The organism is Hymenobacter coccineus, assembly GCF_001816125.1.
Classification (GTDB): Bacteria; Bacteroidota; Bacteroidia; order Cytophagales; family Hymenobacteraceae; genus Hymenobacter; species Hymenobacter coccineus.
The window spans coordinates 1-12067 of the sequence record NZ_MDZA01000054.1 but is presented as its reverse complement, the minus strand read 5'-3'; the positions used below and the strand labels follow the sequence as shown (position 1 = coordinate 12067).

The 12067-nt window shown below is 64.6% G+C and carries 11 protein-coding genes and 2 pseudogenes; 10 read left to right on the top strand and 3 right to left on the bottom strand.

The genetic code is table 11. From position 1 onward, the window contains the following. A partial coding sequence (locus tag BEN49_RS04375; RefSeq protein ID WP_317040388.1) for a ChuX/HutX family heme-like substrate-binding protein occupies positions 1-468 on the top strand: 468 nt, incomplete at its 5' end. 63 nt (positions 469-531) lie between these two features. Continuing rightward, complete coding sequence (locus BEN49_RS04370; protein WP_070741284.1) at positions 532-897, top strand: DUF6686 family protein; 366 nt, start codon at positions 532-534, stop codon at positions 895-897. Positions 898-920: 23 nt separating this feature from the next. Here BEN49_RS04370 and BEN49_RS04365 read toward each other — a convergent pair whose 3' ends face one another. From BEN49_RS04365 to recQ, 3 genes and pseudogenes are all read right to left on the bottom strand, one after another. Then, the gene (locus BEN49_RS04365) at positions 921-1349 is read right to left on the bottom strand and encodes an EamA family transporter (RefSeq protein WP_070741281.1); all 429 of its coding nucleotides are present in this window, start codon (positions 1347-1349) and stop codon (positions 921-923) included. Positions 1350-1381: 32 nt separating this feature from the next. Beyond that, positions 1382-1822, bottom strand: a pseudogene (locus BEN49_RS04360) (GxxExxY protein). Between the two features lie 61 nt (positions 1823-1883). Next, complete coding sequence (gene recQ, locus BEN49_RS04355; RefSeq protein ID WP_070741278.1) at positions 1884-4088, bottom strand: DNA helicase RecQ; 2205 nt, start codon at positions 4086-4088, stop codon at positions 1884-1886. 194 nt (positions 4089-4282) lie between these two features. Between recQ and hisG the strand changes: the two genes are divergently transcribed. The 8 genes and pseudogenes from hisG to hisF form a co-directional block, all read left to right on the top strand. Continuing rightward, a complete protein-coding gene (hisG, locus tag BEN49_RS04350; protein ID WP_070741295.1) occupies positions 4283-5134 on the top strand; it encodes an ATP phosphoribosyltransferase in 852 nt (283 codons plus the stop codon). A gap of 98 nt (positions 5135-5232) precedes the next feature. Then, the gene (gene hisD / locus BEN49_RS30395) at positions 5233-7689 is read left to right on the top strand and encodes a histidinol dehydrogenase (RefSeq protein ID WP_317040387.1); all 2457 of its coding nucleotides are present in this window, start codon (positions 5233-5235) and stop codon (positions 7687-7689) included. Between the two features lie 71 nt (positions 7690-7760). Beyond that, complete coding sequence (gene hisB, locus BEN49_RS04335; protein WP_070741290.1) at positions 7761-8867, top strand: bifunctional histidinol-phosphatase/imidazoleglycerol-phosphate dehydratase HisB; 1107 nt, start codon at positions 7761-7763, stop codon at positions 8865-8867. Between the two features lie 76 nt (positions 8868-8943). After that, the gene (gene hisH, locus BEN49_RS04330; RefSeq protein WP_070741276.1) at positions 8944-9585 is read left to right on the top strand and encodes an imidazole glycerol phosphate synthase subunit HisH; all 642 of its coding nucleotides are present in this window, start codon (positions 8944-8946) and stop codon (positions 9583-9585) included. Positions 9586-9698: 113 nt separating this feature from the next. Beyond that, a pseudogene (locus BEN49_RS30775) lies at positions 9699-10420 on the top strand (1-(5-phosphoribosyl)-5-[(5-phosphoribosylamino)methylideneamino]imidazole-4-carboxamide isomerase). A gap of 11 nt (positions 10421-10431) precedes the next feature. Next, entirely contained in the window at positions 10432-10749 is a 318-nt protein-coding gene (locus tag BEN49_RS26580; RefSeq protein ID WP_125916505.1) for a hypothetical protein, read from the top strand. 12 nt (positions 10750-10761) lie between these two features. After that, a complete protein-coding gene (locus BEN49_RS04315; protein WP_083325764.1) occupies positions 10762-11526 on the top strand; it encodes an HAD family hydrolase in 765 nt (254 codons plus the stop codon). Positions 11527-11594: 68 nt separating this feature from the next. After that, positions 11595-12067: imidazole glycerol phosphate synthase subunit HisF (gene hisF / locus BEN49_RS04310; RefSeq protein WP_239691813.1), on the top strand; the 473-nt coding region annotated here is incomplete at its 3' end.

The window sequence follows — 12067 nt, the reverse complement described above, 5'->3', positions numbered from 1 at the left end:
CCGGCTTCCGGGCCGCGTGGCGCGGCATGCAGGACACGCACGCCTTTTCGGGCTGCTGCGCCAGTTGGGGTGAGCCGCCCCCAGGCCCTGCGCCTGGGGCCCCCCGAGCTGCTGCGCCGCGTGCCCACCGCCGCCATCGACGGGGCCCTGCGCGCCTCTGCGGCCCAGGGGCTGGGCATTATGCTGTTCGTGGCCAGCCGCGGCTGCATTCAGATTCATACCGGCCCGGCGCACCAAATCGTGCCCACGGGGCCCTGGTTGAACGTGCTCGACCCCGATTTCAACCTTCATCTCAAGCTAGAGGACGTGGCCGAAAGCTGGGTGGTGCAAAAGCCCACCGCCGACGGCGTGGTGACCTCGCTGGAGCTGTTCGACGCCCGTGGGCGCAACCTCCTGCTCATGTTTGGCCAGCGCAAGCCGGGTGCGCCCGAGCTGGCGGCGTGGCGGACCCTGGTAGCCGCGCTGTAAAAGCAAACGGGTTGCCCGCGGCTGGCAATTGACGACCAACACCTAAAAATAGCGCTGATTGCAATGGCAAAGTTTCTGCACCACAACGAGTTCGGGTACTGCGTGCGCTGCCCGCGCACCGGCTACCTGCACCTGTGCTTCGGCACGGTGGCCATGGCCCTCACCTCGCCCGAGTTCGCAGATTTCCGCGAGGCGGTGGCCGCCACCGCCTATCAGGCCGCCCAGCGCCCCATCGTCGACGCCGGGGCCCGCTGCGTGGCCCTGCGCACCCGCGCCGACCGCCTGGCCCTGGTGTTCACCCACCCCGAAATGAGCCAACTGCAAGAGCTGGTGGAAATGACGGCCCTGCTGCTCGAAACCGAGGCCCTGCTCGGGGGCCCCGCGCCCGGCGGCCCGTGCGCCGGCTGCCCCCTGGGCGGCGGCGATTAGGGCCCCCAGCTGGCCCCCAGCCGTTATTTAGCCGGCTCCGACAGGGCAATGAGGACGGCGCCGCCGGCCATTAGGACGGCGCCGGCTACTATCTGCCAGTTTAGCTTCTCTTTCAGGAAGATGAAGGCCAGAGTTATCGAAAACACCAGGGCCAAGCTGGTGAGCGGCGATACCCGCGAGGCTTCGCCCAGCGACAGGGCTTTGAAGGAGAGCAGCGACGACACGCCCGTGAGCACACCCGCGGCCACCAAAATCAACCAGGTTTTGCGCTCGATGCGCTCAATTTCGGGCCACAGGCCCTGCCACGCCACCGTGCTCCACGCCACGACAATGATCAGCACCGACTGCACGGCGAAGGCCAGGCTGGGTGGCACGTTCTTTATACCCGCCTTTGACAAGGTGACCACGATGGCCGTGACCAAGGCCGCTAACAACGCAAAAACTATCCACACAGGACCACAGATTTAATGGATTTTCAGCGGATTTAGCGAATTTTTTGGGTTCCGCTTCTATTGGGTCGTACAGGCCCTTGCTGCCTAGCTGACTTTACGAAACGTTTGAATTCGAGGCTGGAAGTGCCGAAGTTTATTAAGAGGCCAACCGGGATTTTGAACGCTTCGAGGTAATTGATAACCTGTACATGGTGAGTTGGCAGAATAGTAGCCACGGCCTTCATTTCAACCAGTACCCGCCCATCAACGAAAAAGTCGACTCTGCGGGAGCCGACTTTTTCGTCATCGTAATAAATGGGCAATTCTACTTCCCGCTCGGCCTTCAATCCCTACTTAAAAAGTTCATTGGCCAACGAACGCCAGTGAACCACCTCTGGAAACCCAGGCCCCAGCTTGCGGAGCACCGTCATCGCACAACCAATTATTTTATGCGTCAGCTCGTTGTATTGCGCCAAACCAACCAACTGCGTCATAAGTCCCAGAGGGAAACCGCCAAGAGCGGAACCCCAAAAAAATCCGTTCAATCTGTGGTCCTTAGTTGGCCACTTCGCTCAGGAACTTGACGCGCACCAGGCGTATTTCCTCCTCTGAGTAATCGTCGCCCAACTCCTTCATGGCCACGGCGATGTTGTCGGTGGCGGCCGTCATGAAGTAGTCGTAAATCTCGTCCTGCTTGTCCTCGTCCACCATTTCGCCCAGGTAATAGCCAATGTTGAGGCGGGTGCCGGCGTAGCAGATGTGCTCGATTTCCTCCATCAGCTCGGCCATGCTGATGCCCTTGGAGGAGGCAATGTCCTCCAGCATCGTCTTCTTGTCGATTTGCTGAATGACGTAGATTTTGATTTTTGAGCGGTTCACCGCCGACTTAATCACCACGTCCGACGCCGTTTCGATGTCGTTGTCCTCCACGTACTTCTTGATGGCCGCCACGAACGGGGCCCCAAACTTCTGGGCTTTGCCCTGGCCCACGCCCGCCACATGCGTCAGGTCGGCCAGGCTGGTGGGGTAGGTGGTGGCCATCTCCTTCAGGCTGGGGTCCTGGAAGAGCACGTAGGGCGGCAGGTTTTTCTGCTTGGCCACTTGCTTGCGCAACTCCTTGAGCTGCCCGAACAGCGCCTCGTCGTGGCCGGCAGCGTGCTGCTCCTCCTCCTTGTCCTCGTCGGCCTTCTGCTCGGCCTCAAAGTTGTGGTCCTTCGTGAGGGTGATGGCCTGCGGATTTTCAATAAAATCCATGCCCTTTTCCGTCATCCGCACCAGCCCGATGCTGTCAATGTCCTTCTCCATGAAGCCGTTGAGCAAGCACTGGCGCAGCACCGAGTGCCAGAACTGGGCGTCGCCCAGGGCCTTGCCCTGGCCGTACACCGGCAGCGCGTTGTGGGCGTAGCTCTCAATGTGCGGGTTGTTGAGGCCCAACAGCACCTGCCCCACGTGGTTGAGGTTGAAGCGGGCTTCCGTTTGCACCACCGCGCGCAGGGCCAGGCCCACGGCCTCGCTGCCCTCAAACCGCTCCTTGGGGTGCTTGCAGTTGTCGCAAAAGCCACAGTCTTGCTCCAGCGTCTCGCCGAAGTAGTGCAGCAGCTGCCGGCGGCGGCACACCGAACTTTCGGCGTAGTTCGTCATCTCGGCCAACAGCTGGTGCGCGTTGTCGCGCTCGGTCACGGGCTTGTCCTTGCTGAACTTTTCGAGCTTGAGAATGTCGTCGTAGCTGTAGAACATCAGGCAGTTGCCTTCCAGGCCGTCGCGGCCGCCGCGGCCTGTTTCCTGGTAGTAGCCCTCGATGGATTTAGGCGCGTCGTAGTGAATCACGAAGCGCACGTCGGGCTTGTCGATGCCCATGCCGAAGGCGATGGTGGCCACAATCACGTCGCAGTCCTCGTTGAGGAACGCGTCTTGGTTGTTCATCCGCGTGTGCGGGTCGAGACCGGCGTGGTAGGGGCGGGCTCGCACATCGTTGACGCGCAACAGCTCCGCAATTTCTTCCACTTTCTTGCGCGACAGGCAGTAAATAATGCCCGCTTTGCCCTTGTGCTGCTTTACGTATTGGATCAGCTGCTTCTTGGTGTTGTGCTTGGCCCGGACTTCGTAATAGAGGTTGGTGCGGTTGAACGAGGTTTTAAACACGCTCGCGTCGTCCATCTGCAAGTTTTTCTGGATGTCGAGCTGCACCTTGGGCGTGGCCGTGGCCGTGAGGGCAATAATGGGAATGTTGCCGCCTAAGTTGTCAATAATGCCGCGAATCTTGCGGTACTCGGGCCGGAAATCGTGGCCCCACTCCGAGATGCAGTGGGCCTCGTCGATGGCCACGAACGAGATGGCCGTCTTCTGCAAAAAGGCGATGGTGTCTTCCTTCGTCAGGCTCTCCGGGGCCACGTAGAGCAGGCGCACGTCCCCGTTCATTACGTCTTTGCGCACCCGCGTCATCTCGGTCTTGGTGAGCGTCGAGTTGTACACCTGCGCGTTCACGCCGAACGCCCCCAGTTGGTCTACCTGGTTCTTCATCAAGGCGATAAGCGGCGAGATGACGATGGCCGTGCCCGGCACCACCAGGGCCGGTAGCTGGTAGCAGAGGCTTTTGCCCGCCCCCGTGGGCATGATGACGAACGTGTTGCTGCCGCTCAGCACGTTGTGAATTACTGCCTCCTGGGTGCCCCGAAACTGGCCATAGCCGAATACTTCTTTCAGGGTGTGCTTGAGCGTCGCCACCCGTTCGGGGGCTGCGGCCAGGGTTTGTGAAGACATGGTGTAGTTAAGGCAGGTGACTAGAATGGGCGGCGGCTATTAACGAAGATAAGCACTGACGCTTTTTAATGCCCCTTTTTTGTTCACATTCCCGTAATTTCTCGGAAAAATTTGCGCTGCTCAAATGGGTTATGCAAGCCGTTGGCAGCGGCCTGGGCGGGGCCCCCACCGGGCCGCCGCTTACCAAGTTTTCTATGCTCCGTTTAGCCATTCAGAAGTCCGGCCGCCTGAGCGAGGACTCGCTCCAGCTCATCCGCGAGTGCGGCATCAGCTTCCTCAGCAGCTCCTACAAGCTCAAGACCGAGGCCACCAACTTCCCGCTCGAAATCCTGTTCCTGCGCGACGACGACATCCCCGGCTACGTGCAGGACGGCGTGGCCGACCTGGGCATCGTGGGCCAGAACGTGCTCGAAGAAGCCGACGGGGCCCACTTGCAGGTCGAAGCCCTGGGCTTCAGCAAGTGCCGCCTGAGCCTGGCCGTGCCCCGCGGCGACGCCTACGAGTCGGTGGCCACCTTGCAGGGCAAGAACATCGCCACCTCGTACCCCAACCTGTTGGGCCGCTACCTGGCCGCCCACGGCGTGCAGGCCCAACTGCACACCATCAGCGGCTCGGTGGAAATCGCGCCCAGCATCGGGCTGGCCGAGGCCATCTGCGACATCGTGAGCAGCGGCTCGACGCTGCTCGGCAACGGCCTGCGCGAGGTCGAAACCGTGTTCCGCTCCGAGGCCGTGCTCATCGCCCAGCCCCACCTCAGCGCCGAGCAGCAGGACTTGCTCGACCAGCTCCAGTTCCGGATGCAGGCCGTGCGCCGGGCCAAGCGCAGCAAGTACATCATCCTCAACGCCCCGGTGGGGGCCCTCGACGAGGTGCGCCGGCTGCTGCCGGGCATCAAGTCGCCCACCGTCACGCCGCTGGCCGAAGCCGGCTGGGTGTCGGTGCAGTCGGTGGTGCAGGAAGACGATTTCTGGCACATCACCAGCCAGCTCAAGGCCGTCGGGGCCGAAGGCATCTTGGTGCTGCCGATTGAGAAAATGATTGCCTAAACGGAGTTAAAAGTTAAAAGTGAAGAGTTAAAACCGAGCCTTGTTAGCAGCTTTTAACTCTTCACTTTTAACTTTTAACTAAAAATTCCGCCGGAATTATGCAAACCTACCGCTTCCCCGAACCCGCCGCCTGGGGCCCCTTGCTGGCCCGCGCCGCCGCCGCCGAAAGCCCGGCCGTGGCCGCCCGTGTGCAAGAAATCTTCGCCCAGGTAGCCGCCGGGGGCGACGACGCCCTGCGCCAGCTAGCCCAGGAGCTGGACCGCGCCGCCGTGACGGACCTGCGCGTGAGCGCCGCCGAACTGGCCGCCGCCGGGGCCCTGGTGCCGGCCGCGCTGCAAGCCGCCATCCGCCAGGCCAAAGCCAACATCGAAACCTTCCACGCCGCCCAGCGGGTGGTGGAGGCCCCCGTGGAAACCCAGCCGGGCGTGCTGTGCTGGCGCCGGTCGGTGCCCGTGCAGCGGGTGGGGCTGTACGTGCCGGGCGGTTCGGCGCCGCTTTTCAGCACGCTGCTGATGCTGGGCGTGCCGGCCCGCTTGGCCGGTTGCCCGGAAATTGTGGTGTGCACCCCGCCGCAGCCCGACGGCACGGTGAGCCCGGTGATTCTGTTCGTGGCCCAGCTATTGGGCATCGCCACGGTGGTGAAGGCCGGCGGGGCCCAGGCGGTGGCCGCCCTGGCGCTGGGCACGGCCTCGGTGCCGGCGGTGGACAAGATTTTTGGGCCCGGCAACCGCTACGTGACGGCCGCCAAGCAGCTGGCCGCCGCCCGCTACGGCGTGGCCATCGACATGCCGGCGGGGCCCTCGGAGGTGCTCGTCATCGCCGATGCCAGCGCGAACCCCGCCTTCGTGGCCGCCGACTTGCTCTCGCAGGCCGAGCACGGCCCCGACTCGCAGGTGGTGTTGCTGACCGATTCGGAAGACATCCTCTACAAGGTGCAAGCGGAAGTCGAAACTCAGCTGGCCGCGCTGCCCCGCCGCGACGTGGCCGCCCGGGCCCTGGCTGAGAGCCGCGCCGTGTTGCTGGCGGGCCCCGCCGAGATGTTGGAGTTCTCCAACCAGTACGCCCCCGAGCACCTGATCCTGGCGGTGGCGGAGCCCGAGGCCCTGGCCGCGGGCGTCACCAACGCCGGCTCGGTGTTTTTGGGCCACCTTACGCCCGAGGCGGTGGGCGACTATGCTTCCGGGACCAACCACACGCTGCCCACCAGTGGCTACGCCCGGCAGTACAGCGGCGTGTCGCTCGATGCGTTCGTGAAGAAAATTACCTACCAGCGCCTCACCGCCGCCGGGGTGCAGGCCCTGGCCCCGGTGGTGGAAACGATGGCCGAAGCCGAGGGCCTGCACGCCCACGCCCGCGCCGTGGCCCTGCGCCGCGAAAGCCTGGCGCCAGCGGCGCCGGGGGCCCCCGCGCCCGAAACCACCCAGGCGCCAAGCCCCGCGCCCCAAGCACCACCTTTTGACTTGGGGGCCCTGGTGCGGCCCAGCATCCGCCGGATGCAGCCGTACTCGTCGGCCCGCGACGAGTTTGAGGGCGCGGCCGCGGTGATGCTCGACGCCAACGAGAACAGCTTCGGCTCGGTCGGCGACCGGGTGTTCAACCGCTACCCCGACCCGCAGCAGCGGGCCGTGAAGGCGGCGCTGGCCCCGCTCAAGGGCGTGGCGCCGGCCCAGATTTTCCTCGGCAACGGCTCCGACGAACCCATTGACCTGCTCGTGCGCCTCACCTGCGTGCCCGGCCAGGATAGCATCGCCGTGCTGCCGCCCACCTACGGCATGTACGAGGTGGCCGCGAACCTCAACGACGTGCGCGTGGAGCGCCTGCCGCTCACGCCCGACTTCCAGCTGAGCGCCGAAACCGTGGAGCAGCTGGCCCGGTCCACGGCCAAAATCGCCTTTCTCTGCTCGCCCAACAACCCCACCGGCAACCTGCTGGACCCCGCCGCCGTGGCGCAGGTGCTGCGCCGGTTCCGGGGCCTGGTGGTGGTGGACGAGGCCTACGGCGACTTCGCCGGGGCCCCGAGCTGGACCGCCCGCCTGGCCGAGTTCCCCAACCTGGTGGTGCTCCAGACCTTCTCCAAGGCCTGGGGCCTGGCCGGCCTGCGCCTGGGTGTGGCCTACGCCTCGCCGGACATCATCGGCTACCTGAACAAAATCAAGCCGCCCTACAACCTCTCCGAAAATACCCAGCAGCTGGCCCTGGCCGCCCTCGGCCAGGCCGATCACCTGCCGGGCCTGCGCCAGCAAATCCTGGCCGGCCGCACCTGGCTCACGGAAGAATTGCAGGATTTGCCCGTGGTCGAACACGTATTCCCGTCGGACGCCAACTTTTTGCTGGTGCGCTTCCGCCCCGACGCCACGGCAGTGTACGACGCGCTGCGTTCCCGCGGCATCGTGGTGCGCAACCGCACCACCCAGCCGGGTTGCGCCGGCTGCCTGCGCCTGACCGTGGGCACGCCCGCCGAAAACGAGCAGCTCGCCGCCGCCCTGCGCGCCATCGGGGAGGAGCACCCCGCCGCGGCCGACGCCGGCCTGGGGGCCCTGGTGGGCAACGCCTGACGCTGGGGCCCCAGGCTTGTTGCACGGGCTCGTCGTGCTTGTTAAATGATACCTGTTAAATGTTAATTGATTTGAAGAAGGCCCTGTTCATCGACCGCGACGGCACCATCTTGGTGGAGCCGCAGCCCAGCCAGCAAATTGACGGCCTCACGCCCGACAAGTTCCAGTTTGTGCCCGGGGCCATCAGCGGCCTGGCGCGCATTGCCCGCGAGCTGCCCGGCTACGAGCTGGTACTGGTGAGCAACCAGGACGGCCTGGGCACGGCCAGCTTCCCGGAGGACACGTTCTGGCCCGCCCACCAGCTGATGCTGGATATTTTGGCAGGGGAGGGGGTGCGCTTCGCCGCCGAGCACGTCGACCGCAGTTTCCCGGCCGATAACTTGCCCACCCGCAAGCCCGGCACCGGCATGCTGGGCCAGTACTTGGGCGCGGCCAGCGGCTACGACCTGGCGGGCTCGTTCGTCATCGGCGACCGCCGCACCGACGTGCAACTGGCCCACAACCTGGGGGCCCGGGCCATTCTGGTCAACGCCGAGCCGGACGCGGAAGCCGCGCTGAGCACCACCGACTGGGACGAAATCTACCGCTTTCTGCGCTACCCGGCGCGGGTGGCCGTGGTGCAGCGCGACACCAACGAAACCCAGATCGAAATCCGCCTCAACCTGGACGGTACCGGCCAGACCGACATTCACACCGGGCTGGGCTTCTTCGATCACATGTTGGAACAATTGGGTAAGCACAGCGGCTCCGATTTATCCATAAGGGTAAAAGGTGATTTGCACATCGACGAGCACCACACCGTGGAAGACACAGCCCTGGCGCTGGGCCAGGCCTTCGACCGGGCCCTCGGCGACAAGCGCGGCCTGGCCCGCTACGGCTTTTTGCTGCCCATGGACGAGGCCCTGGCCCAGGCGGCCATTGACTTCTCGGGCCGCCCGTGGTTGGTGTGGAACGCGGATTTCAAGCGCGAGAAAGTGGGGGATTTGCCTACGGAGCTGTTCTTTCACTTCTTCAAAAGCTTCACCGACGCCAGCCGGGCCACGCTCAACATTGCCTGCCAGGGCGACAACGAGCACCACAAGATCGAAGCCATCTTCAAGGCCGTGGCCAAGGCCATTAAAATGGCGGTGGCCCGCGACGCCAGCTCGGCCATTCCAAGCACGAAGGGCATTTTGTAGCATTGAGCTCATCTATGCACAAATGTAATTATAACATTTGCGCATAGATTAGTTAGTTTTTATTACGTATTTGTTTATGGTAGCGGTTGTGAATTACCAGGGCGGCAACGTCCAGTCCGTGTTGTTTGCCCTGGAGCGCCTGGGTGTGAAGGCGGTGCTGACCGACGAGGCGGACGTGCTGCGGGCGGCTGACAAGGTGTTGTTTCCGGGTGAAGGGGAGGCGTCGTCGGCCATGGCGGCGCTGCGCGCCGCTGGTCTGCACGAGGTGTTGCCCACGCTCACGCAGCCGTTCCTGGGCATCTGCCTGGGGATGCAGTTGCTGGGCCGCCACAGCGCCGAGGGCCCCGCCGGCGGCACCGAGCTGCTGGGCATGCTGCCTTTTGAGGTGGTGCGCTTCACGCCCCCCGACGCGTCCCACAAGGTGCCCCACATGGGCTGGAACAACCTCCACGACTTGCAAGGGCCCCTGTTTGCGGGGCTGGCGGGGGCCCCGGCGGCGGATACCGGGGCCCCCGGCGCGGCCGATTACGTGTACTTCGTGCACAGCTACTACGCCCCGGTGGGTGCTTACACCATTGCCCAGGCCAGCTACCCGGCCGGGATGCCGTTCAGCGCGGGGGTGCGCCACCGCAACTTCTACGGGATGCAGTTCCACGTCGAGAAAAGCGGCCCCGTGGGCGAGCAAATCCTGCGCAATTTTCTGCACGGCGACCTGTAGTCCTGAGTCGGTAGCGAATAGCTATTTGCCGTCGGTGCGACTTAAAACGGCCACCGCCGGCCTCCCAAAAAAAGCTAACAGCTAACAGCTGTCGGCCAACAGCTTAATAAAATATGGACCTTATCCCCGCCATCGACCTGATCAACGGCGCGTGCGTGCGCCTGACGGGCGGCGACTTCGCCCGCCAGACCACCTACTCCGCCGATCCGTTGGCCCAGGCCCAGCACTTCGAGCAGCTCGGGGCCACCCGCCTGCACCTCGTGGACCTCGACGGGGCCCGGGCCCGGGAGCCGCGCCAGCTGGCGGTGCTCGAGCGCCTGGCCCGGCACACGGGCCTGCACATCGACTTTGGCGGCGGCATCCAGACCACGGCGGCGGCTGAGCAGGCGTTTGCGGCGGGCGCGGCCCAGCTCACGGCCGGCAGCATTGCCGCCCGCGACCCGGCGCTGGTGGGGAGTGGCTGGCCCGGTTCGGGGCCGCGCGCATCATCATCGGGGCCGATTTCAAAGGCGACTACATCGCCGTGAGCGCCTGGACGGAGCAATCCACCCAAACGCTACCGGCCTTTATCGAAGCCTACCTGGCGGCCGGGGCCACCACCTTCATCTGTACCGACGTGAGCCGCGACGGCCAGCTCCAGGGCCCCGCCACCGCCACCTATACGACGCTCCGGCAGCAGTACCCCGCGGCGCAGCTCGTGGCCAGCGGCGGCGTCACGACCGTGGCCGACGTGGCCGCGCTGCGGGCGGTGGGCATGGCCGGGGCCATCATCGGCAAGGCGCTGTACGAGGGCACGATTACGGAAGCGGAATTGCGGGGCGAGCTGGCGCGTTAGTGCTCTAGCTCATGGGATACAAATTTGCGCTCCAAATACCGGTCAATCAACTTAGTCAACGATTGCCTAACGGTGATGACGTGTTGCGGTGTTTTGAAACCCGTGTTGCGTTGCCGCTCACCGTTATTGACAGACAGCCCGCCACTGGTAGTTATGCCTTCGGTAATACCATAAGGAAACAATGGCCGGAAGACTTCGTCATCAAGGTTGATGAGAGAGAATGTTACGTGATTTTTCATGTTGCCTCGGTTCATCAATCCGTCGTCTTGAGTACCCTGTCAAGTTGTCTGTTGGCGGCGGGTGTCACCGGAGTATTCGATGAGCTTTAATTTTTTGCCGCCATGGCTACCTCGTTATCCCATTTGTTCCCGCCCGTGCCGCTGACCACCGTGTTGTTCGACCTGGACGACACGCTGTTTGACCACATCGGCACGGCCCGGGCGGCGCTGGCTGCCACGGCGGCGGCGGATGCGCGCTTGCAGGCAGCCGACCCGGAGGCTCTGTACCAGCACTACAGCGAGCTGCTGGAGGAGATCCATGCGCAGTTGCTGGCCGGGCGCTATACGTACGAGGAGGCGCGCCAGCTGCGGTTCGAGCGCCTGCTGGGGCCCTATGGGGTGGGGGCGGTCGAGGCGCCGGCCGTCGCGCAAGCCCACTACGGGCGCTACCAGCAGCTGCGCCGGCCGCTGCCCGGGGCCCTGGCGCTGCTGGAGGCCCTGAAGCCGCACTACCGCATCGGCATCGTGACCAACAACCGCACGGTGGAACAAGTGGATAAACTGCGTCATTTGGGCATGGAGCCATTGGTCGATGCCCTGGTTACCTCCGAAGACGTGGGTGTGCCGAAACCTGACCCGCGCATTTTCCAGGCGGCCCTGGCGCGGCTGGGGGCCCGGCCGGCCGAAGCGGTGTTGGTGGGCGACAACTGGACGGCCGACGTGCTGGGGGCCCTGGGGGTGGGCATCCGGCCCGTGTGGCTGAACCGCACCGGGGCCCCCCGGCCGCTGGCCCACGTTCAGGAACTGACCGGTTTGGTGCCGCTGCCGGCCGTTTGGCAAACTATTACCGGCCGGACCTACGCCGGGGTGGGGGCCCCGGTGGGGTAGTTTTCGTTGTGCTTTTGTTGTAGTCTGTACCATTATCCGAACCACCCCGCTTTAACCTTTCCTGCCCGATGCTCACCAAACGCCTCATTGCCTGCCTCGACGTGCAGAACGGCCGCACCGTCAAGGGCACGAATTTCGTGAACCTGCGCGACGCCGGCGACCCCGTGGCCCTGGCCGCCCGCTACGCCCAGGAGGGCATCGACGAGCTGGTGCTGCTCGACATCACGGCCACCGTGGAAAAGCGCCGTACCCTGATCGAGCTGGTGCGCAACGTGGCCCGCGAGGTCAACATTCCTTTCACCGTGGGCGGGGGCATCGGGGCCGTGGCCGACGTGGAGGCCCTGTTGCTCAACGGGGCCGACAAAGTGAGCCTGAATTCTTCGGTGCTGCGCGAACCGGGCCTGATCGACGCGCTGGCCCGGCGCTTCGGCAGCCAGTGCATCGTGGTGGCCGTGGACGCCCGCCAGACCAACGCCGCCGCCCAGGGCCCCGCCGACGAAGCCTGGGCCGTGTACACCCACGGCGGCCGCCAGGCCGCCGG